Origin of the sequence: Cupriavidus sp. UBA2010, assembly GCF_002335265.1 — a bacterium.
GTDB classification, from domain to species: domain Bacteria; phylum Pseudomonadota; class Gammaproteobacteria; order Burkholderiales; family Burkholderiaceae; genus Cupriavidus; species Cupriavidus metallidurans.
In genome coordinates this window covers 12,658-37,206 of sequence record NZ_DDCI01000016.1, presented here as the reverse complement: position 1 = coordinate 37,206, position 24,549 = coordinate 12,658, and the positions used below count along the sequence as shown (strand labels likewise).

The following is a 24,549-nucleotide window of genomic DNA, read 5'->3' as shown; positions in this document are numbered from 1 at the left end:
ATCAGGGTTCGACTGACGGCTCGCGCTTCAGCGTGCGCAGCACGAAGGTCGAGTGGCTGTGCCGCAGGCCGGGAAGCTTGTAGAGCTTGTGGCGCAGGAATTCCTCATAGCCTTCCGTGCCTGCCACCGCCACCTTGATCAGGTAGTCGTACTCGCCCGTCAGCAGATGGGCCTCCAGCACTTCGGGCAACTGCGCCAGCGCCTCGCCGAATCGATTGAACATCTCGTCGTCGTGGCGATCGAGTGTGACTTCGATCAGCACCGTATCTGGCAAGCCCAGCGCCTTCTGGTTCAGCAGCGCGGCATAGCCACTGATCACGCCAGCGTCTTCCAGGGCCTTGACCCGGTTCCAGCAAGGCGTGGCGGACAGGCCGACACGTTCGGCCAGCTTCGCATTGGAGATGCGGCCGTCGCGACGCAATTCGCGCAGGATGCGACGATCGATCTCATCGAGTTTGAGCGGGTTGTTCACGGAAAATCGTACGCAGAAGATGTAATAACCTCCAATCTACATGATTGGAGATATTCATTCTGAAAATTGGCAGCCTGTGCAGAAAAATCAGAAGCCAATTTTGCGGACGCGCTGGTAAATTTACCGAACCGCTTACGCATCACTTACGCCTTGCTTCCGGACCCTGCCATGCCCCTGCCCACCCTCCAGCTCGCCCTCCGCCTCGATCGCGCCGACGTCTTCGGCAGCCTGGAATGGGTGCTTGCCAGCGCCCGTCGCACGGGGCTCTCACTGCGTCAGCTTCAGGTCGACAGCGAACGCGGCCACATGGCCAACCTGTGCTGCGAAGCGCCGGCGGCTGATCTGCTGCATCTGTTCGTGCGCCGAGTCGGCTATGGCGTTGAAGTCGAGGTTGTCGACGCCGAGTTCTCCGACGACGTCGACATGCTTCTGGCGGAAGATGGCGTTGAGGTCGAAGCCGAGGCCGCCCACGCCTGAGCCGCCAGGCCGGCGTCCCCGGCAGCTCCTGCGCCGCGACGTCTGGACCGCGTACTTCGAGTGGACCGTCAATGCCTTCGGGCTGTTGGCCGCCGGTGACTTGGAAGCGTGTATCCGCAAGCGCGCGCAGCGCGGCAACAGCGCACGCTCGCGGTGCAGCATGCGACCCCAACTGCGCGGGACAACTTTCGATATAAGTCAAGAAGGTCCGTTGCGTCGCTGTGTCGCATGGCGCACGGATACCCCTCTCCGTATCCTTGCGGTCGAGCCAAAAATTAAGCATCTCTGGCCCACGTTGAATCCTCGGCATGGGCCTATCGACCGCAAGCAATGCAACGACAAAAAAAATGGCGCCGCGCAGCGGCGCTTCCTGCCGCCGCACTGTCAGGTGTGGCCTTCGCCCAAGCCGTTCCGGCAAGCGTTCCTGCCGAGATTCCCACCCTTCCTCCTGTTACCGCCACGGCCGCCGCGGCGGGTTCGTTGACCGCTCCGGGCATCGCGCAGCAGCGCCAGTCATTGTTCCAGTCGGCCGGATCCGTGGGCTTTGTCGATGCCAACGCCTATAGCAACACGTACGCCAGCGATCTACGCGATGTGCTAAAGGATGCACCCGGCGTTTACGTGCAGGAACGGTACGGACAGGAGCTGCGGCTGTCGATCCGCGGCTCGGGGATTGCGCGCGGCTACCATACGCGCGGGCTGGAAATCCTGCAGGACGGCGTGCCGACCAACTTTGCCGATGGCAGCGGCGATTTCTATCAGATTGATCCGCTCGGCCTTTCGGCCGCCGAAGTCTATAAGGGCGGCAACGGGCTGGCGTATGGCAGCACCACCCTGGGCGGCGCCATCAACTTCACCACACCCACCGCGCTGACCGTCGACGCGCCGAACATGGTCCGACTGGATGGGGGCAGTTTCGGCACCGTGCGCGGCAGTGGCCAGGTGTCACGGCAGATCGGCAACTGGGACTTTCTGGTCAACGCCACGGTCAGCCATTCCGACGGCTATCGCAATCACGAACGCGGCCAGTACGAGCAGCTCAACGCCAATCTCGGCTACCGGTTCAGCCCGGCGGTGGAGACGCGCTTCTACTTTGGCGCCTATGTCGTCGATCAATTGCTGCCCGGCACACTCTCTCTGAACGATGCGCTGAACAATCCGCGCATGGCATCGCCGAGCGCGCTGGCGGGCGACCAGGCGCGCAACACGCGCACCGAGCGCCTGGCCAATGTCACCACCATCAAGCTCGACAGCGGCCAGATCGATTTCACTACCTGGGCGATCCACAAGAGCCTGTATCACCCGATCTTCCAGGTGATCGACCAGGACTACTGGACCTATGGCTTCGCGCCCCGCTACACGGGCGAATTCGCGCTTGGCGGCATGCGTAACCAGTTGATCGCCGGGATGCGATTCTTCGGCGGCAACAACGACGCGCGCCAGTACGTCAACGTCAATGGCAATCGTGGCGCGCAGACGCTGAATTCGGCGCAGGATGCCTACAACTACGAGCTCTATCTCGAAGACCGCCTCTATGTGCTGCCCACCGTGGCGCTGATGGCTGGCGCCAAGGCGTACCGCAACCGCCGCGAGTACAAGGACTACGGTGGCTTGCCCACCAACCCAACGCCGAAGTCGGACGCCACGACCTACAGCGGCGTGAATCCGAAGTTTGGCGTGCTGTGGGAACCGAAGAAGAACGTCCAGGCGTTCATCGATATCACCCGTAGCGCCGATGTGCCCGATTTCACGGACCTGAACCAGACGATCGGCATGACACAGCAGTTCGTGCCACTGGCCGCCCAGCATGGCTGGACGCTGGAACTCGGCACGCGCGGCCAGCAGGACCGTTTCGGATGGGACCTGACGCTGTACCGTTCTCTGGTGCGCGACCAACTGCTTCAGTACACGGTCAGCCCCGATATCCCCGCGTCAACGTTCAACGCGAACAAGACGACCCTGCAAGGCGTGGAGCTTGGCGCGAATGTAGACGTGCTACGCAACGTGTTCGGCAGCGGCGACAAGGTCAATGTGTCCCAGCTCTGGAACTACAGTGACTTCCGCTTCGACAACGATCCTGTCTATGGCAACAACCGGATCGCCGGGGTGCCGCAGCACGTGCTGCGCACGACGCTGTCCTATAGCCGAAACTCGCGCCTGCGCGTGGCGGGCACGATCGACTGGGTGCCGACCGGTGCATGGGTGGATTACGCCAACACGCTCAAGGTACCAAGCTACGTGCTATTCGGTATTGAGGCGAGCTACGAGTTCGAGCGTGGCGTGACGCTGTTCCTCGATGCCCGCAACCTGACGGACAAACGCTATATCAGCGATTTCAGCACCGTCACGGATGCGCGGACGGCCAATACCTCGGTGTTCTATCCGGGCAGCGGCCGTGCGTTCTACGCGGGGATCAAGTACAAGTTCTGAGTGCGGGCATTGTGCCTATTGCGCTCGGATGCACTGCACTCGGATGAGGGCTTCGCCACGCCCTTGCCGGGCGTGGCGCGGGAAATCAGTTCACGCGCTGGACGGCGGGCGGCATCCACTTGCCATCGAGCACCACCTGGTCCGGCCAGTAGGCTCGCAGCATCAGGTTGAAGGCGTCGGGCGGCGCCGGCAGCCAGTTGGATACCTTGCGCTCGTCGGGCCGTTCGTACTGAATATAGATGTCCAGAGAGCCATCGCGGTTGTAGCGGAGGCGATCACGGCTGCCAATCGCGTAGCGCTGCATCGAATTGCTGACGAATGCCTGCTTGTCGTTGTACATCGTCAGCGACCAGAACGCCTTCACCGGCGGCAACTGTGACTTGTCGAAGTGCAGGACGTAGCGGCTGCCACCATCGAACGGGCGGCCCATCGCATCGGCGCGCGCGGTCGGGTAGATCGCATCCTCGGGCAGATTCGCGCCCAGACCGAACATCGCCACCACAGCGCGGCGGCCATAATCCGTGCCATACACCCCGATATCACGCTGGACGCGCCAGCCCATATTGCCGGCAGCGCTCTTGCGCCCATTGGCCTTGATCATCGTCAGCGCGGCGGACGCACCCTCCTGCACGGCGCGCGCCGTCGAAGGCTCGAGCACGGTGGTCTTGAACGGCTGACCGGCCTTGATGCCCATGCGTTGCATCTTCTCCACCATCGCGGCGTCATCGGCTGCGGGCGGGTTGGCAGGCAGCAGCGCGGCCAGACGGGTAAAGAATGCCTGGGCGTCCATCGCCGCCACCTGCTCGGCCGGCGGCGTCTCCGTATCGATCATCGCTGCGCGCGGCACGGGCTGCACTGCGGTACGGCTGCCCTTGCGCCACGCCGACAGCGGCACCAGGCGGAACTGATCCTGCAGCCGGTGCACGTTCGCATAGTCCTGCTTGCCATTGGTCTGAATCCGACCAATCAGCCAGGCCATATCGGTGGGCGATTTGATCTCCTTCACACCCTTGGGCAACTGCCCCTGCCAGTTCGGGCCGACGATCGCGAAGACACCACGCTTCGTGCCAGTCGTACGCTTGCCCGGCGACGCGAAGACATTGGTCCAGGCGTCGAGCATCGGCATCAGGTAATAGCGGCCGCCGGTATCGGGCACGGACAGCACCATCGGCTCCTTCGACAGGTCCAGCCACGCCGACGAATACAAGGTGTCGGCATTCGGGCTGACAACATCGGTAAAGGCCGCATCCGGGAAGGCGCGCTTGTGACCGAATGTATTGACCGGCACCTTGGCCGTCGCCACCTCACGCGTAACGTCCATTAGAACGAGCGGATAGGCGTAGGTGAACACCTCGGCCGAGAGGGTTTTCATCGCTTGATCGGATGGCGGCTGTTCGACGGCCGAATCAGCTGCCGGACGCTCCGACGTGGACGAGCAAGCGGAAAGGAAAACGGCAAGCGCAACTGCGCCCGCCAATCTGCGGATGGATGAATTCATGACCCCGTTTCCCATGGGAATGGCGGCCTTCCGGGCATCAGCAGGGGCGCGAGTTGCTCCGGAGGCGCATCTGATAGGGACGAATAATGTGCTTCCGGGTTGGCGGCTGTCAATGGCCCCGGCGAGTGGTTGCGCGGGGAAACGTACATTGGGGTTGGCTTCGGCAGGGACTGTGCAAGGCCGCAGGATGCTGTGGGTACTTGCCGGTTCGTGCCCTGTGGACCGAATGCACCCACAGATATTCAGGCGAAAGCGATGTCTACATGAGGCGCACAAACCCAAGTGCCGATCCAAGCGTTCTCAAATTGAACGACGCGGCCTTTAGGGCACATGTTCTCAGGCGAGCGAAATGCCATTTGGCATCGAAGGGCCGGCGACTAATCTCAGGGCTTATAAGCCCTGACAGAACGACTTGAGGGCAACTGCGCTATCCAGCGTCGCCGCGCTCTCGCAGTTGTTCGAATCAGGATGCCCGCCAGCCAAACATCGTTTCACCGCCTCTGCTTTGCGCCATGGATTGCCGCAGCGGCCACCGCATACGAGTCGGTCATCGTCTTCAGTTGCGTCAACCGAGCACAATCGAGTCGGACATACCTTCGCGCGCAACCCAAAATGAAAAAGGGCTTCCATTTCTGGAAGCCCTTTTAATAGGTGGCGCGGCTGGCAGGATTCGAACCCACGACCCCTTGGTTCGTAGCCAAGTACTCTATCCAACTGAGCTACAGCCGCACGCGAGGCCCGAATTGTATCGCAATTCGCATCGCGCGCAAGTACTTCGTGAAAATTATTTCTCGAAGACCAGATACTCCCTCGTCAGACACTGCCTCGACACTGCCACCGCCATCCCTTACCAGCGGTACCTGGCACCCAGTGTCCCGCCCGCGTTGCGTCCTGCGCGCGCCTTGACCCAGAGCTTCAGGCCGGTGGTCGAATTGCTGTGCGCGCCGACGTTGAAGGACAGCAGACCACGCAACAGATCGGTGTCGATGCGCGTGCCGTTGATGTTGATGGTGCGTGCGCGATTGTCCTGCCACCAGTCCGCTTCGACGAAGGGGTAGACACCATTCAGGCGCGTGGGCGCGGAGCTATACAGCCGCACGGCCAGCCCGGTGGCATTGGCCTCGCCCGGTGGCGCGTCCCAGTTGCCGGGTACCGGCGCCATGCCAGGACGGTATGCCATCTCGACACGGGACTGCAGGGTCGGACCGGATCCGTTACGCGACAGCGGCGTATCCATCGCCAGTGCCATGGTGCGCGTGCTGCCATCGACGAACCCGGTTGCCGTTGTCATGTCATCGAGATGCAGCATCGCCGGGCGCGCTCCGGCCCGGTACGTTTCGACCTGCCGATCGATCGGTCCCGCACTGCCCACGACCTCATGCTCGCCGCCGGGCACCGCCATCTGCTCCGAAGCCAGCACGTCAACAGGCGCAGGCTGATCAGGATCGTCGTCCGCGGCCACCATACGAGGTGGCTCAAGCGATGGGGATTCCGGTGTGGTGGCTTTCGCAGGCGACGTGCCCGCGTCGCGTTTGTCCTGGACAATCGATGGCGGCGTATCCGCGCCCGGCGGCCCGCTCGCAAGTTCCTCGGCGCAGGCCGCGGCGCTCGCAAGCAGCACGATCAGGAAGCCCAGATGGAGACAGGAATGGTGCCCTGGGTGCGTGCCGACACAGCGCTCCCAGCCGGGACAATGCCCGGCGCCCTCCCCTCTCCCGCACGTGAACAGTACGGACATGGCAACCACCTTGCCGGGCGTTATTGAATCGTGCCCGATCAAACTGGAGCATAGGTCAAAGCCAGCCTGTCAGTTAGACCGTAATGCGGGTTGCCGGACGGGGGCGGCACGGTGTGGCGCGCCGTGAGAATTTCTCCTGACAGTGTCAGCCATTCTTCCTGGAGCCGGCCCTCTTAGGCCTCGGGCGGAGAAACGAAAAAAGCCCCGCTTGCGCGGGGCTTTTCTGAATTTGGTGCCCAGAAGAGGACTCGGTCACCCATGCGCGACCCCGGGTTGCGCTTGCAAGCGCAACCTTTTCTCGTCCTCGCGAAAGGCCCTCAAGGGCCTTTCTTTCCGGGCGGAGAAACGAAAAAAGCCCCGCTTGCGCGGGGCTTTTCTGAATTTGGTGCCCAGAAGAGGACTCGAACCTCCACAGTGTTGCCACCGCTAGGACCTGAACCTAGTGCGTCTACCAATTCCGCCATCTGGGCTTCGTTTCGCTGCATTGCTGCTGCGATGCGAAGAAAGAGATTATGCTGAGCAAGACGATCTCTGTCAACACAAAATTCATCGATTCTTCAAAAAAACTCTCCATACCGTCATGCCCGGTGTAGCTGGAAGTCGACTTTGGCCGGTCGCCCCTCGAGCGCCAGCATTGCGGTGGCCGGCGTCGTGCGGGCAACGACTTTCCCTGCCCGCATCACCACCAGCCGGGTCGCGCGCAGGCGGAGCGCCTCCACCGGGTCCCGCGCCTGCAGCAGCACCAGATCGGCGCGGCAGCCCGGCGAAATCCCATAGCCTTCGAGACCCAGGATACGTGCCGGCGTTTCTGTCACAGCGGTGAAACACGCGCGCATGGCGTCCAGCCCCGTCATCTGCGCGACATGCAGACCCATGTGGGCCACCTCGAGCATGTCGCCCGAGCCAAGGCTGTACCAGGGGTCCATCACACAGTCGTGACCGAAGGCCACAGGAATGCCGGCGGCAAGCATCTCGGGCACGCGCGTCATGCCGCGCCGCTTGGGATAGGTATCGTGCCGCCCCTGCAGCGTGATGTTGATCAGCGGATTGGCGATGGCCGATACGCCGGCCTCTCGCATCAGCGGCAGCAGCTTGGAGACGTAGTAGTTGTCCATCGAATGCATCGACGTCAGATGCGAACCCGTGACGCGTCCCTGCAACCCCAGCCGTACCGATTCGCTCGCCAGCGTCTCGATATGGCGCGACATCGGGTCGTCGCTTTCGTCGCAATGCATGTCCACGCGCAACCCGCGCTCGGCGGCTTCCTCGCAGAGCATCTTCACCGACGCCGCCCCGTCGGCCATCGTGCGCTCGAAATGCGGAATGCCGCCCACCACATCGACACCAAGGTCCAGCGCGCGGCGAAGGTTGTTGAGCGCATCTGGCGCGCGCAACAGACCGTCCTGCGGAAATGCCACGAGTTGCAGATCCAGGTAGGGCCTGACGCGCTCGCGCACGTGCAGCAGCGCCTCCGTGGCCAGCAGGCGCGGATCGCACACATCCACGTGGGAACGGATCGCCAGCAGCCCTTTGGAGACGGCCCAGTCGCAATACGCCAGCGCGCGCTCGACGATGGCATCCTGCGTAAGCAGCGGCTTCAGTTCCCCCCACAGCGCGATGCCCTCGAGCAGCGTGCCGGACTGGTTCACGCGCGGCAGACCATATGACAGCGTGGAGTCCATATGGAAGTGCGCGTCGACGAACGGCGGCGAGACAAGCTGCCCAGCGGCGTCGATCTCCTCTCCCGCCGTTGCCGCGATCCGTGGCTCCACCGCCGCGATCCGGCCGTTGGCAATGCCGATATCGATATCGGTACGTCCGTCAGGCATATTGCAGCGGCGCAGGATGGTGTCGAACATGAGGTGTCCCTTGTGATCCCGATGGCGGTGACGTGGCAATGGTAGACGAAGACTGCATGGCAACTGCCACGCATGATGCTGGATCAGGCCAGCGAGGCTTTCTGATCCAGCCCGCAGCCACGCAGCAGCAACGCCACCAGGTGCTCGGTGGCGCGTTCGAAGTCCTCGGTGTCGAGCTGGCTGACGCCCAGTACGGCGCAGACCTGGGCATCGAAGTCCGCGTAGGTCTGCGTGGCGGCCCAGATCGTGAAGAAGAGGTGATAGGGGTCGACCCGGGCCATCTGACCGTCTTCGATCCACGAGCGAATCACCATGGCCTTGCGCGTCACCAGTTCGCGCAACGCTTCACGCAGCACGCCGCCGATCTCAGGGGCGCCGTGCAGCAACTCGTTGGCGAACACGCGCGACGCGTCCGGATGGCTGGCCGACAGCCGCATCTTGGCGCGGATGTACTGCTCCAGCGCCACGCGCGGCGCATGGTCGGCGCTGATGATATCGGTCTCGGATAGCCAGAGCTGCAACGTGTGCGCCAGCACGGCACGGTACAGCGCCTGCTTCGTCCGGAAGTAGTAGTGCAGGTTCGACTTCGGCATGCCGGCCTGCAGCGCGATGTCGGCCATCGTGGCCCCGGCGAACCCCGCGCGCGCGAACACGTGTTCCGCGGCGCGCAGGATCTGCGCCTCGTTCTCCTGCCGGATACGGCCTCCCGATTCGCGCACGGGTGGCGCAAGCGCCGGCGCGCCCATCATTTTGTGCCGTAGAGCCGGTCGCCGGCGTCACCGAGACCGGGCACGATATAGCCGTGCTCGTTAAGTTGCTCGTCGATGGCCGCCGTGACGATGCACACATCGGGATGCGCCGCCTGCAGCGCGCGCAATCCAGGCCGCGACGCAATCAGGCAGACATACTTCATGGTGGTCACCCCCGCTTCCTTGAGACGGTTCAAGGCGGCGATGGCCGAGTTGCCCGTGGCCAGCATCGGGTCGACGACGATCACCATCCGCTCGCCGATGTCCTCGGGCATCTTGAAGTAGTACTCGATCGGCTCCAGCGTCTCGGGGTCGCGGTACAGGCCGATATGACCCACGCGAGCAGCCGGCAGCAGTTCCAGCATCCCGTCGAGAAAGCCGTTGCCGGCACGGAGGATCGATACCAGACAGAGCTTCTTGCCGGACAGCACCGGCGACTGCATGGGCGCGATCGGCGTGCGGATCGAGATGATCTCCATCGCCAGGTCGCGCGTGGCCTCGTAGGTCAGGAGCTGGCTGATCTCCCGCACCAGGCGCCGGAAGTTGTCGGTGGTGGTGTCCTCGTTGCGCACGAGTGTGACCTTGTGCTGCACCAGTGGATGATTCACGACCATGACCGAAGGCGACGTGGCCTTATCGGGGTTGACATAGGTCTCCGCGGCCGCAGCCGCGGCTGGCAGATCGTTCATGGTGCGCTCCTTGAGTGACAAACTCTCGTGAAGTTCGGGCAAGGCGGCCCTTGGGCCCGCCACGCCTGGGGCTGCCAGCGAATCGTTTCCGTTGTCTGCTGTCTGTTAGCTGCTGCCTGCTTCCGTGCGTTCGATCCATGCGCGACGCGCTAGAACACGGTGCCGTCGCTCTGTATCGCGAACGGTGGCGGCCCGCCCGGTGGACGCCGCTGCGCCGCGACGCGCCGCCCCGCCGCCCACGTGCCGCCCTCGAGCACACGTGCCAGCGGGAAGTCCGCCTCGCTCAAACCGAGCGCCTGCCGCACGCCATCGGCGATCAGGTCCAGCCCCGTCACGGTCAGCGCGCGCCATTCGACGATCTCCGGCTCATCCACCGCGTGCGCGCGGCTGGCGAACGTGGCATCGCGCGGCACCATCAGTTCGAAGTCGTACAGCAAGCCACCATTGCGGTACTCGGGCAGACCCGTCAGCGCATCGAGCCCGGTCACGGTCAGCCCCGCATCCTCCAGCGGCTCCAGCAACGAATAGGTCAGCCATTGCGTGAGTTTGTGGAACGGCACCATGCCCTCGGGCGCCGCCGGATGCCGCCAGCAATCCCCGAGCGAGATCCCCTGGATCTGCAGCCGGCCTGGCCACACAGGGCCCAGCGCCACCAGCAGCGTGCGCAGCACGAAGCTCGCTTCGATCCGCCCTTCGCGCGCATGCGAGGCCAGATAGTCATACAGGTTGCCGAGCCGTGCCGGACTGCCAAATACCGCCGGTGTGTCCTGCATCACCTCGCCGAGCCGGCGCAGAAGTCCCGCGCGCCCTTCCAGGCCGACCAGCGGATTGTGCTGCGCTACCTGGAACGCCGAGGCAATGGTCGAGGCGTCGATGCGGCAGAGGCGGTCGGCGTCGGAACGTAACGGATCACCTTGCCCGGCGGAGAAGCCGCCACGCGCGAACAGGTCGAAGCTGGCCACGCCAAGTCCCTCCGAACGCGTCAGCATCATGTCGCTGGCCGCATCGCGGTAGCGCCAGTCGGGCCCGGCGCCCGCATCGAGCAGCACACTCGGGATCACCAGGTCTATACCGATCCGCGCGCGCTCCTCGCGATGCTCAGGGCCCGACATGCCCGCGCGCTCGCACAGGATCTGCCAGCGGTTGATCGTGGCCTGCCCCGGCCCGCCACTTTCGAAGTGGCGCCAACGGCTGTGATACGGCACCTGCAGCGTCGGATAGCGGCGGCGAATCGTCGCGGCCACATAGTCGGCGATCGCGTGAACGCGGTCCGGGTGCCACGTGAACAGCTCGGATTCCCCCGACGCCACGAAGTCCGTCACCACCGCGCAACGCGTTCGCACGGCTTCCGCACTGAGCAGCGCGGCCGCGGGATGATCGGGTGGAACGGGGCTATGCCAGCCGCTGCCCAAGCCATCGTCGCGTCCTGCCCTGCCTCCTTCCGGAAATTCAGTCATTCCTTCAACCCCCTGCCCTTTGCCTGGGCGAGTTCCTTGGCGTCAGGCGGCGTGTACCTGGAGAAATAACCCGCCGCCACCTTCGCATCGATTTCCACGCGCGCATCGGCCGGAATCAGGGACTCGGGAATCGCCACCTGCTCCACCACCTCGATACCCTGCGCCGTCAGCGCGCCATGCTTCATATTGCTCATCGAGGCCCAGCGATCGATCCTCCTGATCCCGAGCCAGTGAAATACATCCGGCATCAATTCCTGGAACCGCATATCCTGCACGCCGGCCACGCATTCGGTACGTTCGAAGTAGGTTTCGGCGCGGTCGCCGCCCACCTGGCGCTTGCGCGCGTTATAGACCAGGAACTTCGTCACCTCGCCAAGCGCGCGGCCTTCCTTCCGGTTATAGACCACCAGGCCCACACCACCCTGCTGCGCCATCTCGATACAAACCTCGATACCGTGCGCCAGATACGGGCGGCATGTGCAGATGTCCGACCCGAACACGTCGGAGCCATTGCATTCGTCATGCACGCGGCAGGCCACACGGGTGTCAGGCTGGCCCAGCTTCGTGACATCGCCGAAAAAGTAGAGCGTCATGCCGCCGATCGGAGGCAGGAACACCTTCAGATCGGGTCGCGTCACGAGCTCGGGAAACATGCCGCCGGTCTGCTCGAACAGGCTGCGGCGCAGCACGCTCTCCTTGATATTGAAGCGGCGCGCGATGCCGGGCAGGTACCAGACCGGGTCCACCGCCGCCTTGGTCACGCGCACGTCGCCATTGGCCTCGAGGATGTCGCCGTCGGGCTTCAGCCGGCCGGCCGAGATCGCGGCCATGAGTTCGGGCATGTTGATATGGGCACGCGTGATGGCGATGGTCGGACGGATGTCCACCCCGGCGGCGATGCGATCGGCGAAGACGGTGGAGACCAGGTGGCCCCAGGGATCCAGCGACACGATCCTGTCCGGATCGCCCCACTGCGGGTGCGGGCCGATGGCTTCGGCCGGGGATGTATCGGTCAGGTCAGGACGATGCGCGCGCTGCAGGCTGCCCGCCGCCACCGCCAACGCGCGATAGATCGCATAGGCGCCGGCGTGGGTACCGATAACGTTGCGCTGCGCGGGGTCCGTCAGGCTGGCAATGACTGGCCCCCGCTCGGCCGCCGTGGGTGCGCCCCAGTGAATCGGCTCGGCCGGCTTGTCGCGGCGTGTGTGCGAGGTCAGAACGATATGATCGGACATGGCAGCCTCGTCTCCCCGGATCGAAACCTGACCAGTTGGTCAGGTTTATATATCCATACTAGGCAATGGCCATGCCAACCCTCAACTGGGGTTGTTACCGTGGGTGACATTCCGCACGCACCGGACGGGTGCGAAATGCATGACGAGGGCGGTACATGCTGGTGCGCCCGCACCGGCATTGATTTGAGTACGTTGGCGCCGGCTGCTCAGGCCTGGGGCTTCTCGCCCCGCGTCCACTTGCGGCCGTGAATGCCTTCCTTGACGAACTCGATCACCGCGCGCAGCGGGCTGGCGGCTTCCACATAGCGATGGAACACGGCGCCAGCTACGTTGCTGGCGACCCACGCCAGCAACATCCCCAGCGCGTTGAGCATCGGCTGGCCCGGAGCGAAATGGAACACCAAGGCGTTCACTACCAGGCAGACCGGAAAGTGCACGAGGAAGACCGAGTAAGAGATCTTGCCGAAATATGCGGTGACGCGGCCACCCGGCCAATGCTCGAGCCAGCCCCCACGGCGGGAGATGGCCAGCACCAGCGCCGTGACCAGCGCGACGGCGATACGCAGGCGGAAGTCCATCGTCAGGGCCACCACGCCAACCGCGCCAAGCGCGATCAGGGCCACCGGAGAACGATCGGGGTTCGACGCCCAGTACGCCAGCGTGCCCATGCCGTAGGCGCCAAAGAAGTAGATCGCCCAGATATCCCAGGTGGCATCACGGTTGAACCAGAACAGCGAGGCCACCGCTAGCGCGGCCACGGTCGGCACGCCCAGCGGCAACGTATCGCGTGACACCGCGCGCGCCAACCAGAGCGCGAATACCAGCAGCGCGAACAGTTGCAGATCGATTGCGATATACCAGACGCCCGCGGACAGCGCGTCAACATCGAGGATGTTGTGCAGCAGCAGGATGTGCGCGATGACCTGCGTCAGGTGCGGCGCGGCGGGTATCGAGTCGTGATGCATCCACGTCCGCGCGATGGCGGCGCCGATGATCGCGACGAGCATCGCCACGGTGTAGGGCACGACGAGTTTCTGATAGCGGCGCCATACCGTGGAAAGCGGGCTCTGGGCGGTCAGGCGTCCGGCAGGAGCCAGGCTGCGCGCGGCAAGGAATCCACTGATGACCAGGAACACCTGCACCGCGATGCGCGCGTAGTCAGACAGCCATCCGATCAGGCCGGGGGCCAGAGATTGGGCGGCGTCGGACATCGGCCCATAGAAGGCCAGATGATGCAACACGATCAGCTGCGAGCTGACCGCCTTCAGCGCGTCTACACACGCCAAACGAGAAGGCCGGGGGCTCATTTGTTATATGTGAGATACAAAGTGGGGCGCATTGTACCTCCATTGTTGCGTTTCAAAATGTGGAGAGTGGGTAACGCATGTAAGCAGGTGTACTGCCCTCCTGCGTCGCATCGCTTTCGACTGAACTTCCGCCACTGGCACTAGCTTATGAAAAGAAAACACAAATTGCCGGTGGCATTTGGCCAAACCGCCCTTGTTTCTCGCGTGCAGACATACAGGTAGGGGCATGGTTGTTACTCCCCCGCGAGCAATAGCCTCATCGTTTGGGCAAGCTTTCTCGTCTCCATAAAAAATTCGTATGAATGGTATGGAAAAGAAGAATGCCCGGACTGTCACCAATATTCTCTCGGCAAGAGACTTGAATCGAGCCTGAGTACCCGTTGCGAGCGGCGCCCGCCATCAGGTCGAATGAGGCAACGAAACCTCCGGGATTTCGAAGCGCGATGAGCGCTTCGATCAATTTTCGCAGACGTTAAGCTATTTTCTACTGCGCTCGCTTGCATGATTCGCGCTTCGCGTCGCGCCACCCTGGAGCGACGGATCGCATCCGAATTGCACGTCTTCGCGCTCGGCGAGCCTCCCGGGTTAGGTTTTGGAGTATTGACGCCCTTTGGGTCGGCTTGTATAAAAGTTGCCGTACCCGCCACCTTCTGCAAGTGTTTTAGAAAAATAAGACTGTGGCATGGAACAACCTTGATCCGATTTTCCGGCAGACCGATGCCCGCGTGGCACGGCTTCCCAGGGACGCAACAAGGAGACAATTGTGGACGGACTGGAGACATTTCGGCAGGAGGCGCTTGCCTGGCTGGAAGCGAACTGCCCGGCGGAGATGCGCCAACCGGTGCGCAACGAGGACGACATCTGCTGGGGCGGGCGCAAGTTCCGCTATCAGTCCGATGCGCAGCGCCTGTGGCTGCAACGCATGGCCGAAAAGGGCTGGACCGTTCCGGAGTGGCCGACCCAATATGGCGGCGGCGGGCTCAGTCCGGCACAGGCCCGGGTGCTGCGTGCCGAGATGGCCCGATTGAACTGCCGGACGCCGCTGCAGAGCTTCGGCATCTCGATGCTGGGCCCGGCGCTGCTGAAGTACGGCACAGAGGCGCAAAAGCAGGAGCACCTGCCCAAGATCGCACGCGGAGAGATCCGCTGGTGCCAGGGCTACTCGGAGCCCAATGCCGGCTCCGACCTGGCGGCGCTGCAAACGCGCGCTGAGGAGCGCGACGGCCACTTTATCGTCAACGGCCAGAAGATCTGGACCTCGTACGCCGACAGGGCCGACTGGATCTTCTGCCTGGTGCGCACCGACTTCCAGGCGCAGAAGCACACGGGTATCAGCTTCCTGCTGTTCGACATGGAAACCCCCGGGGTCTCCACCCGGCCCATCGTGCTGATCTCAGGCAAATCTCCCTTCTGCGAGACCTTCTTCGACGATGTGAAGGTACCGTGCCACCAGTTGGTCGGCGAGCCGAACCGTGGCTGGGAAATCGCCAAGTATCTGCTGACGCACGAGCGCGAGATGATCAGCGCCATTGGCAGCCGCGGCTTCCGCGAGCCCATGGGTCGCCACGCAGCGAAAGTCATCGGCATGGACGCGCAGCGCCGCCTCGATGATCCGATGCTGCGCGCCCAGATCGCCCAGTTCGAGATTGACGAAGCCGCCTTTGCGGCCGCCGGCGAGCGGGCACGCGACCTGGCCAAGCAAGGCGAAGGAATGGCAGCGTTCTCTTCGGTGCTGAAGTACTACGGCGCGGAGCTGAACAAGCGGCGCTATGAGCTGTTGATGTCCGTCGGCGGCACTGACGCCCTGGAGTGGGAAGGCGAACGCAGCCAGGACGGCGCCCTGGCGCGGGGCTGGCTGCGCACCAAGGCCAATTCGATCGAGGGCGGGACCAGCGAGGTGCAGCTCAATATCGTCGCCAAGCGCCTGCTCGGGCTCCCGGGCGCCTGACGTACCGGCTCGCCCGTACCGCCACGCCTACCGCAGCCCAAAGACATCGAAGCCCTCGAAGCCCAAGGACCGTCAAAGCCGCCATGCCCATCGTATTCGACGACACGCAGGAAATGCTGCGCGACAGCGCCCTCGCCTTCCTGAAGGACAACGCCCCGATTTCCGCGCTGCGCACGCTGCGCGACACGCATGACCCCGTTGGATTCTCCCGGGATCTCTGGCGCCAGGCCGCCGAATTGGGATTCACCGGCGTGCTGATCGACGAAGCCTATGGAGGCAGTGGCCTCGGCGCGGTCGAGGCTGGCGTCATCGCCGAAGCTATCGGGGCCACGCTTGCGCCGGTGCCGTTCCTTTCCACCTCGGTGCTTGGCGCCTCACTGCTGGGGCTGTTCGGCAGCGACACGCAGCGAAGCGCGCTGCTGCCGGAGATGGCGTCGGGCCGCCACCTGACGGCGCTCGCGCTGGACGAGGGGAGCAAACACCGGCCAGAGCGCATCACCCTGCTGGCGCGACGCCATGGCGACGGGTACATGCTCGACGGCAGCAAGGTGTTCGTCGTCGACGGCCATGTGGCCGACACGTTGATCGTCGCGGCGAAAGACGCGCAGGCAGGGCCCGATGGCGACATCTCGCTGTTCCTGGTGCCGCGCGACAGCGCCGGCGTCCGCGTCGAACGCTGCGTGATCGCCGATGCCACCAATGCGGCACGCGTCAGCTTCGAAGGCGCCCGAGTTCCGGCCTATGCGCTGCTGGGCCGCGCCGGCAACGGCGCCGCGATGCTCGACAAGGTGCTCGACATCGCCCGCGCGGTGCTGTCGTCCGAACTGGTCGGTATTGCAGACGCCACGTTCGCGCGCACGCTCGCCTACCTGAAGGAGCGCAGCCAGTTCGGCAAGCAGATCGGCGAGTTCCAAGCCTTGCAGCATCGTGCCGCGCATCTGTTCGCGGAGATCGAACTCGCGCGTGCCGCGGTGCTGCAATGTCAGCAGCGGCTGGACACCGGCCGTTCGGATGGGCCGGAGCCGCTGGTTTGCGTGGCCAAGGCCAAGGCCGGCACCACCGCCACCCTGGCAGTGCAGGAGGGCGTGCAGATGCACGGCGGTATCGGCATGACCGACGAACTGGACATCGGGTTCTACATGAAGCGCGCACGCACAGCCCAGGAGTGGTTGGGCGACGCCAACTGGCAGCTCAACCGCTGGGCAGGGATGCGCGGCTACTGATCTGGCCAGCCCCCCCGCCACGACGCTGGCGGGGCACGACGCAACACCGAGGCGAAAGCGATCGCGCGGATGTCGGCATACGCCCATGCCGGTCGATCGCTCACAAGGAGGCAACATGTCTGCGGTATCGACTGTACGCGCCACCCCGGGAACGACATCGGCAGCAACATCGCCGCCCGGAATCCAGCCAGCATCGCTCAGGGGTCTGCCATGAGCGCCTACTTCGTGCGTCGCCTGCTGGCACTGATACCGACGCTACTCTTCGCCAGCATCATCGTGTTCACCATCGTGCGCCTGGTGCCCGGCGACGTGGTCGATCTCATGCTGAGTCAGAACGACATCAGCGCCGATGCCCTCACCCGCGAGCAACTGGTCCACGCGCTCGGGCTCGACCGTCCGATCTGGGATCAATACCTGCGCTGGGTCACCAATATCGTGCTGCACGGCGATCTGGGGCAGTCCCTGTGGCAAAGCGAGCCGGTCCTGAAAATGGTGATGGCCCGAATCCCGGCTACCTTCTCGCTAGGTGTGCTGGCCCTGTTCGTGGCACTGACGGTGGCACTGCCCATCGGCATCGTGTCGGCCACCCGCCAGGACAGCGCCGTCGACTACGTGGCACGGTCGTTCTCCATCCTGATGCTGGCCGTCCCCAGCTTCTGGCTCGGCACGATGGTGATCGTGTTCCCGTCAGTGTGGTGGGGATGGTCTCCCGACGTGCGCTACATCCCCTTTCTCGAAGACCCGGTGCAGCACGTGAAACAGATGCTGGTGCCAGCCATCGTGCTGGGCATGGCGCTGTCCGCCATCACGATGCGGATGACACGCACCATGATGCTGGAGGTACTGCGGCAGGACTATATCCGCACAGCCTGGGCCAAGGGACTGAATGAACGACAGGTCATCTTCCGCCATGCGCTGCGCAACGCACTGATTCCGGTGGTGACGCTCATCGGGTTGCAGGCACCGCTGCTGATCGGTGGCGCTGTTGTCATCGAACAGATCTTCGCGGTACCGGGCATGGGCCTGTTGCTGCTCGATGCCGTGCACCAGCGGGACTATCCGGTCATCACTGGCGTCTTTCTCGTGGTCGGCGTGGCGGTGATGCTGATCAACCTGCTCGTAGACCTGAGCTACGGCCTGTTCGACCCCAAAGTGAGGCACCACTGATGGCACACCCCTCCGTCGATCCACGCGCCGTGTCCCCTTCGCTCGTTACCGCCCAGGCGCCTCCCGCCTCGCGCAGGCGCTCCCGGTTTCCGATGATGCGCCGACTGTTCCGCGACAAGCCGCTCGGCGCGGCTGGTGCCGTGATCTGCGCGATCTTCTTGTTCTGCGGCATCTTTGCCGGCTGGCTGGCGCCATACGGTGTCAACGAAATCAACATGATGGCGCGGCTGCAACCGCCGTCATGGGCGCATCTCTTCGGCACTGACAACCTTGGCCGTGACATCTTCTCCCGCTGCCTGTATGGCGCGCAGCTGTCGGTGGTGATCGGCCTGTCGGCGGCCACGCTGGCCACGCTGGTTTCCCTCGTGCTTGGCATCCTGTGCGGCTATCTGGGCGGCAAGCTGGACCTGGTGGTGCAGCGGATGGTCGACGCCTGGATGAGTTTTCCGGACCTCATCATCCTGATCGTCGTGGTCTCGGTGCTGGGCCCGGGCAGTTGGCAGATCGTCTGCACGCTGGGTCTGCTGCTTGGTATCGGCGGCTCCAGAATCGTGCGCGGGGCCGTGGTATCGGTGCGCGAGAACATGTACGTGCACGCGGCGCAATCAATCGGCGCCTCCACCAGCCGCATCCTGTGGCGACACATCCTGCCCAACGTGCTGCCGCCGGTGATCGTCCTGTTCACGACCCGTGTCGGCACCGCGATCCTGGCGGAGTCTGGACTGTCATTCCTGGGCCTCGGCGTGCCGCCGCCCGCTCCCACCTGGGGCGGCATGCTGTCGGGCGACGGGCGCACCTTCATGTTCCAGGGGCCGTGGCTCGCGCTTGCGCCAGGCATCTGCCTGACGGTGGTGGTCTACGCCATCAATGTCTATGGCGATGCCATGCGTGACCTGCTCGACCCACGGCTACGCGGCGGCCGCTGAAACGCGCCCGCCAACACCGGCCGGCAATGTGGCCCGGCGAATCACGACTCTTCAGACCCTGTAAGGAGCAAGAGATGGTGCCCATGATCAAGGCGAATGTCGGGAGGACGAACTGGCCACTGATGGCGGCAAAGGCCGTGGCGGCCGCAGCGGCGGCATTGGCCTGCGGCATCGCGGCCGCGCAGGCGGATGCGCCAAAATACGGCGGCACGCTTGAGGTCGGATCGGTCTACCCCACCATCTCGGCGTTGTCCTGGGATCTGGCGGACTGGAACTGGAAGCAGAACTACGACACCGGTCAGGTCTATGAACAACTGTTTGCAGCGGATCTCTCCAAGTCGCGTCGCAACGGCGGAAAGTACGCCTTCCAGGCCGATGCCTGGCTGCCGCCGGATGCGATCCGGGGCGAACTGGCCGAAAGCTGGAAGTGGACCGACCCGCTGACGCTCGAGGTCAAGCTGCGCAAGAACGTCCGCTTCCCCGCGAAGCCGGGCGTGATGGAAGAACGGGAGCTGACGTCGGAAGATGTGCTGTTCAGCTACGGCCGCATGAACGCAAGCGCCAAGAAGATCCCCAGCTACTACGACTACCTGACCAAGGTCGAAGCGCCGGACAAGTACACCGTCATCTTCCGCTTCAAGGAATTCAATGCCGAGTGGGACTATCGCTTCGGCTGGGGCTACTACTCCGGCATCATGCCCAAGGAGGTGGCCACCGCCGGGGCAGCGAACTGGAAGAACGTCACCGGCACCGGCCCGTTCACGCTGAACCAGTTCACGCAGGGCAACTCCACCACCTATGTAAAGAACGCGCAGTACTGGGACACGGACAAAATCGGCGGCAAGGACTACAAGCTGCCGTTCGTCGACAAGATGGTGCTGCGCACCGTCAAGGATGAGGCCACGCGCAATACCATGCTGCGCACCGGCAAGCTCGATGTGCTGGAACTGGTGCGCTGGACTGCCGTGGACGAGCTCAAGAAGAGCGCGCCGCAGCTTAAATGGTCGAAGTGGCTCTCGTACACCGGCCAGTACCTGGCGCTGCGCGTCGATACCAAGCCGTTCAACGACATCCGCGTGCGCCGCGCTCTCAATATGGCGGTCAACAAGCAGGAGATCGTCAAGCAGTACTACGGCGGCAACGCGGAGCTTTTCGCCTACCCGCAGCATCCCGACTACGGTGGCTACTTCGAGCCGCTGAGCACAATGCCGGATTCGGTGAAAGAGCTGTTCACCTACAACCCCGAGAAGGCGAAGAAACTGCTGGCGGAGGCCGGCTACCCGAAGGGCTTCAAGTTCAAGGTTCAGGTGTGCGCCTGCAACCAGGATCACATGGAGATGCTGCCGCTGATCGGCGCTTACCTGGAACAGGTGGGCGTGAAGATCGAGATCCAGCCGATGGAGTACGGCGCGTACCTGTCCGCGATGACCACGAAGACCAATGCGCCGGGCTACATGATGGCGAATGGCCATACGAATCCGACCACCACGTTGCGCAAGAGCTTCGTGGCCGGACAGGTGTGGAACGCCTCGCAATGGAATGATCCGGCCTTCACAGCCCGCGTCGACCAGGCCTTCCAGATCCGCGACGAAGGCAAGCGCCAGGAGGCGATCCGCGCCATGACGCGCGACATCGTCGCGCAAGCGCCCTACATCTGGCTGCCGACGCCCTACGTATTCACCGCCTGGTGGCCGTGGGTCAAGAACTACGACGGCGAACTGCGCGCCGGCGCCGTGCGTAGCGGCCCGATCTACGCGCGCGCATGGATCGATCAGGAGATGAAGAAGAAGCTTGGCTTCTGATCCGCCGCAAACCCGCCCCTCCAACCACCTGAGCGTAACCATGACAGAGCCCATTCTGCAGGTGAGAGACCTGACCACGCGCTTTCGTACCGACCGAGGCGTGGTCACCGCCGTGGACCGGGTCTCCTTCGACGTGAACGCGGGGGAGACCCTCGCGATCGTCGGAGAATCGGGATCGGGAAAGAGCGTGACCGCGTTGTCGATTCTCGGCCTGATTCCGCAACCGCCGGGCGAGATTGCGTCCGGCGAGATCCGGTTCGAAGGCAAGGATCTGCTCCGTCTCAAGCCCGCCGAGATGCGCGCCATCCGGGGGAACCGGATTGCGATGATCTTTCAGGAGCCGATGTCGTCGATGAACCCGGCGCTTACGGTTGGCAAGCAGATCGCGGAGCCCATTCGCATCCACGAGCACCGCCCCTGGCGCGATGCCTATGATGAGGCCGTCGCGCTACTGGCCCAGGTGCAGATCCCCGAGCCGCGCAGCCGCGTGCAGGCATATCCGCATCAATTCTCGGGCGGGATGCGGCAGCGCGCGATGATCGCGATGGCATTGGCCTGCAAGCCGAAGCTGATCATCGCCGACGAGCCGACCACCGCACTAGACGTCACCGTGCAGGCGCAGATCCTGGACCTGCTGAAGACGCTCGCGCAAAAGTCCGGTACGGCGCTGATCCTGATCACGCATGACCTGGGTGTGGTGGCGCGATACGCGGACCGTGTCGCGGTGATGTACGGCGGCCGCCTGGTGGAGATGGCCTCGGCGGAAGCGCTTTACCGCCACCCTGCCCACCCGTACACGCGCGGGTTGATCGCCTGTGTGCCCCGTCTGGATGGCGACACCAGCCAGCCGCTGGTGCCGATCGACGGCCAGCCACCAGATCTGACCGCGCTCGGGCAGGGCTGCGCGTTCCGCCCGCGCTGCAAGCTGGCCAATGAGACATGCGATCAGGCGCCGCCCCCACTGCGCGAGATCTCCCATCAACACCTCAACGCCTGCTTCCTCCATGACGCATACTGAAACGCCACTTGCGGCGTGCCCCTCGCAGAGCGTCGCGCCCCCAAGCCGCCCCGGCAGCGCACGTCCAGACCTTGCGGGTCCCGCGGCTTCGCAGTCCCCGGTCGCTCCGGCCGTGGATCCGATTCTTCGCGTCGAAAACCTGAAGGTGCACTTTCCGGTCACGCAAGGCGTGCTGTTCAAACGCCAGGTTGGCACCGTGAAGGCTGTCGACGGCGTCTCGTTCACGCTCAATCGCGGCGAGACGCTAGGGCTGGTCGGCGAAAGCGGCTGCGGCAAATCCACTACCGGTCTGGCCATCATGAAGATGCTGCCCGCCAGTGACGGCCGCATCCTGTTCGATGGCGAGGACCTGGCTGGCTTCAAGGGTCAGCGGCAGAAGCAGTTCCGGCGCACCGTGCAGATGGTCTATCAGGACCCGTTCGCATCGCTGAATCCGCGCATGAAGGTCCGTGACCTGATTGCGGAACCGCTCGAGGTACACGGCATGGCCGGCGACCGGCAAGCCGTGCAGACGCGCGTAAGCGAGTTGCTGGACATGGTGGGCCTGCTGCCCTATATGGCGGACCGCTACCCGCACGAGTTCTCCGGCGGCCAGCGTCAGCGCATCGGCATCGCGCGCGCGTTGGCGCTGGAGCCGAGCCTGATTGTCTGCGATGAACCCGTGTCGGCCCTGGACGTCTCGATCCAGGCGCAGGTGGTCAACGTGTTCATGGAACTGCAGCGCACGCTCGGTCTGTCCTACCTGTTTATCGCGCACGATCTGGCGGTGGTACGGCATATCAGCGATCGCGTAGCCGTGATGTACCTCGGCCGCATCGTGGAGATCGCCACGCGCCGCCAGCTCTACGCCTCTCCGCTGCATCCGTACACCCGGGCGCTGTTGTCGGCCGTGCCAGTCGCCGATGTGGAGACCGAGCGACGGCGCCAGCGAATCGTACTGAAAGGCGAAGTGCCGAGCCCGATGAATCCGCCCTCAGGCTGCCGCTTCCACACACGCTGCCCGATGGCGATGCCGCAATGCCACAGCGACGACCCGCCGTTGCGCGACCGAGGCGACGGGCAGATGGTTGCCTGTCACCTGGCCGAGTAAGTGGGAGGTGGGTGGGGTGGTGGGTGGGCTGTCGGGTGATTGGCCCGCATGGCCGGGCTTCAGCGTAACAACCCCACCATCATCGGGCGCACGAACAGGTCAGCGGCATTGTCGGCGTCGGCATCGCGCACCCAGCGGCGGAGTTCCACGGCCGCATTGATCATGCCATGCACTTGCAGCGCGGCAATCGCCTGGTCCAGTGGGCGCACCGAGCCGTCCTGCATCCCTTGCACCAGGAGGCGGACGAAACGGGTGGACAGTCGCGCCATGTCACGCATCTTCGCGATCCGCATCTCCTCTGGCAAGGCGCCATAGATCGTCAGCCGCAGCAGAGGTCCCTGGCTGGAGAACTGGTAATGCACCAGCGCGCGCGATACCGCGCAGAGCTTGTCCCATCCCGTGCCGGGCAGGTCGTCGACCAGCGTCTGGGTGTTCCGGATCACCGTGGACATGCGGTCGAAGCACGCCGAAATCAGGTCGTCCTTGTTCTCGTTATGGTGATAGAACGCGCCCTTGGTCAGGTTCAGCCTTGCGGAGATCCGGTCCGCAGACGCCCCACGGTATCCCTGCTCGTTCAGCAGTTCCGTGGCGGCTCGCAGGAAGGCCTGCTGCGTCGTCTCCGGCTGCGCAAGCGCCGGGAGCAGCGCCGTCACGTCGCACTCTGTCTGCCACGCCGACTTTGGCCCCGCGATGCCATTGAGGACGATGTCCGCCAGCGTCTGCGCGACCTTTGGGTAGTCATCGGTTTCATATCGGTCGATCCAGCCGGCAGCTCCGCTGGTCAGCGACCACAGCAGGTGCGCGCGCGCACCCAGCGCGCTGCGCTGGGAGGGATCGCTGGGCAAGGCGTCGCACAGCAACCCACGGACGCGCCGGAACATGTCGTTGAAGGCGGCGAAGGCAACCTCCACATGGCTCTCGGGCAACGCGCGAATCTCGCGCAGGCTCATCAGTTCGGGCTTCTCGCCGACTGCCGTCCGCGCCAGTCGTGCCACGAACAGCGTGATGAAGGCCCGGGCGCGCTCGCTGGGGCTACCCGCTTGCGCCGCCTCATCGACGAGACCGCACGTCTCCGCGATGGCGCGCATCAGGCAGGCCAGGACCAGATCCTCTTTTTTTCGGTAGTAGTACGTGATGCTGTTGGTGCTGAGCCCCACCTGTTGCCCGACGTCGGCCAGGGTCGTGCCGCGCACCCCCTTGCGATTGAACAGTGCCGCAGCAGTATCGAGAATGACTTCGCGCTTTTCGACGTAACGGCGGGTCTGCCGAGCTTCCGATTGGTCCGTGAGCATGAGCGGTTGGGCACGCAGGTTGGGTGCTGCGGATTATATGTGAGCGACTCGTAGGCGAAGCGCGGTTCCGCGCTGCTCGAAGATCGGCATATTTCTCCTGGCTATCGAACACACGGTATGTGCGCTCTTGATTGATAGCATTAAGTTTTCTGATATGCGATGAATTTTTAGA

The 24,549-nt window shown here is 64.0% G+C and carries 19 protein-coding genes and 2 tRNA genes; 9 read left to right on the top strand and 12 right to left on the bottom strand.

Annotated elements, in window-relative coordinates; genetic code table 11:
- Position 1: 1 nt before the first annotated feature.
- Positions 2 to 472 (bottom strand): Lrp/AsnC family transcriptional regulator, encoded by a 471-nt coding sequence (locus B2246_RS12355; protein WP_008649534.1) that lies wholly within the window; start codon positions 470 to 472, stop codon positions 2 to 4.
- 168 nt (positions 473 to 640) lie between these two features.
- On the opposite strand from B2246_RS12355, the gene B2246_RS12350 reads away from it, so the two are divergent.
- The gene (locus B2246_RS12350; protein WP_008649533.1) at positions 641 to 949 is read left to right on the top strand and encodes a hypothetical protein; all 309 of its coding nucleotides are present in this window, start codon (positions 641 to 643) and stop codon (positions 947 to 949) included.
- A 330-nt stretch (positions 950 to 1,279) separates the two neighbouring features.
- Positions 1,280 to 3,379 carry a TonB-dependent receptor family protein gene (locus tag B2246_RS12345; protein ID WP_035883549.1) on the top strand — a complete coding sequence of 700 codons (2,100 nt, stop codon included), beginning with the start codon at positions 1,280 to 1,282 and terminating at the stop codon, positions 3,377 to 3,379.
- An 85-nt stretch (positions 3,380 to 3,464) separates the two neighbouring features.
- On the opposite strand, the gene B2246_RS12340 is transcribed toward B2246_RS12345, so the two are convergent.
- The 10 genes from B2246_RS12340 to B2246_RS12295 form a co-directional block, all read right to left on the bottom strand.
- On the bottom strand, positions 3,465 to 4,877 hold the full coding sequence (locus tag B2246_RS12340) for a DUF1254 domain-containing protein (protein ID WP_008649531.1): 1,413 nt from the start codon (positions 4,875 to 4,877) through the stop codon (positions 3,465 to 3,467).
- Positions 4,878 to 5,529: 652 nt separating this feature from the next.
- Positions 5,530 to 5,606 (bottom strand) — tRNA-Arg (locus tag B2246_RS12335).
- A gap of 118 nt (positions 5,607 to 5,724) precedes the next feature.
- A complete protein-coding gene (locus B2246_RS12330) occupies positions 5,725 to 6,615 on the bottom strand; it encodes a hypothetical protein (protein WP_035883546.1) in 891 nt (296 codons plus the stop codon).
- Positions 6,616 to 6,998: 383 nt separating this feature from the next.
- Positions 6,999 to 7,085, bottom strand: a tRNA-Leu gene (locus B2246_RS12325).
- 108 nt (positions 7,086 to 7,193) lie between these two features.
- Entirely contained in the window at positions 7,194 to 8,474 is a 1,281-nt protein-coding gene (locus B2246_RS12320) for an amidohydrolase family protein (RefSeq protein WP_286881458.1), read from the bottom strand.
- An 83-nt stretch (positions 8,475 to 8,557) separates the two neighbouring features.
- Complete coding sequence (locus B2246_RS12315; RefSeq protein WP_186426643.1) at positions 8,558 to 9,220, bottom strand: TetR/AcrR family transcriptional regulator; 663 nt, start codon at positions 9,218 to 9,220, stop codon at positions 8,558 to 8,560.
- A complete protein-coding gene (gene upp, locus B2246_RS12310; protein WP_008651376.1) occupies positions 9,220 to 9,912 on the bottom strand; it encodes a uracil phosphoribosyltransferase in 693 nt (230 codons plus the stop codon). Before upp ends, B2246_RS12315 begins: the two co-directional genes overlap by 1 nt.
- 149 nt (positions 9,913 to 10,061) lie before the next feature.
- Entirely contained in the window at positions 10,062 to 11,369 is a 1,308-nt protein-coding gene (locus tag B2246_RS12305; protein ID WP_286881459.1) for a URC4/urg3 family protein, read from the bottom strand.
- Positions 11,366 to 12,604: a GTP cyclohydrolase II gene (locus B2246_RS12300; protein ID WP_008648510.1), complete on the bottom strand. Its 1,239-nt coding sequence runs from the start codon at positions 12,602 to 12,604 to the stop codon at positions 11,366 to 11,368. Before B2246_RS12300 ends, B2246_RS12305 begins: the two co-directional genes overlap by 4 nt.
- Before the next feature lie 206 nt (positions 12,605 to 12,810).
- Complete coding sequence (locus B2246_RS12295) at positions 12,811 to 13,911, bottom strand: acyltransferase family protein (protein ID WP_286881462.1); 1,101 nt, start codon at positions 13,909 to 13,911, stop codon at positions 12,811 to 12,813.
- A gap of 763 nt (positions 13,912 to 14,674) precedes the next feature.
- Between B2246_RS12295 and B2246_RS12290 the strand changes: the two genes are divergently transcribed.
- From B2246_RS12290 to B2246_RS12260, 7 genes are all read left to right on the top strand, one after another.
- Positions 14,675 to 15,859 (top strand): acyl-CoA dehydrogenase family protein, encoded by a 1,185-nt coding sequence (locus tag B2246_RS12290; protein ID WP_286881463.1) that lies wholly within the window; start codon positions 14,675 to 14,677, stop codon positions 15,857 to 15,859.
- Positions 15,860 to 15,942: 83 nt separating this feature from the next.
- Positions 15,943 to 17,082, top strand: coding sequence for an acyl-CoA dehydrogenase family protein (locus B2246_RS12285; protein WP_286881464.1), 1,140 nt, complete (start codon positions 15,943 to 15,945; stop codon positions 17,080 to 17,082).
- 210 nt (positions 17,083 to 17,292) lie between these two features.
- Entirely contained in the window at positions 17,293 to 18,249 is a 957-nt protein-coding gene (locus B2246_RS12280; RefSeq protein ID WP_008648520.1) for an ABC transporter permease, read from the top strand.
- Positions 18,249 to 19,175 carry an ABC transporter permease gene (locus B2246_RS12275; protein WP_035883540.1) on the top strand — a complete coding sequence of 309 codons (927 nt, stop codon included), beginning with the start codon at positions 18,249 to 18,251 and terminating at the stop codon, positions 19,173 to 19,175. Before B2246_RS12280 ends, B2246_RS12275 begins: the two co-directional genes overlap by 1 nt.
- A gap of 74 nt (positions 19,176 to 19,249) precedes the next feature.
- Positions 19,250 to 20,977, top strand: coding sequence for an ABC transporter substrate-binding protein (locus B2246_RS12270; protein WP_008648525.1), 1,728 nt, complete (start codon positions 19,250 to 19,252; stop codon positions 20,975 to 20,977).
- Between the two features lie 40 nt (positions 20,978 to 21,017).
- Entirely contained in the window at positions 21,018 to 21,995 is a 978-nt protein-coding gene (locus B2246_RS12265) for an ABC transporter ATP-binding protein (protein WP_008648527.1), read from the top strand.
- A 112-nt stretch (positions 21,996 to 22,107) separates the two neighbouring features.
- The gene (locus B2246_RS12260; RefSeq protein ID WP_008648528.1) at positions 22,108 to 23,085 is read left to right on the top strand and encodes an ABC transporter ATP-binding protein; all 978 of its coding nucleotides are present in this window, start codon (positions 22,108 to 22,110) and stop codon (positions 23,083 to 23,085) included.
- A gap of 59 nt (positions 23,086 to 23,144) precedes the next feature.
- On the opposite strand, the gene B2246_RS12255 is transcribed toward B2246_RS12260, so the two are convergent.
- Positions 23,145 to 24,377 carry a TetR/AcrR family transcriptional regulator gene (locus B2246_RS12255; RefSeq protein ID WP_035883535.1) on the bottom strand — a complete coding sequence of 411 codons (1,233 nt, stop codon included), beginning with the start codon at positions 24,375 to 24,377 and terminating at the stop codon, positions 23,145 to 23,147.
- Between the last annotated feature and the right edge of the window lie 172 nt (positions 24,378 to 24,549).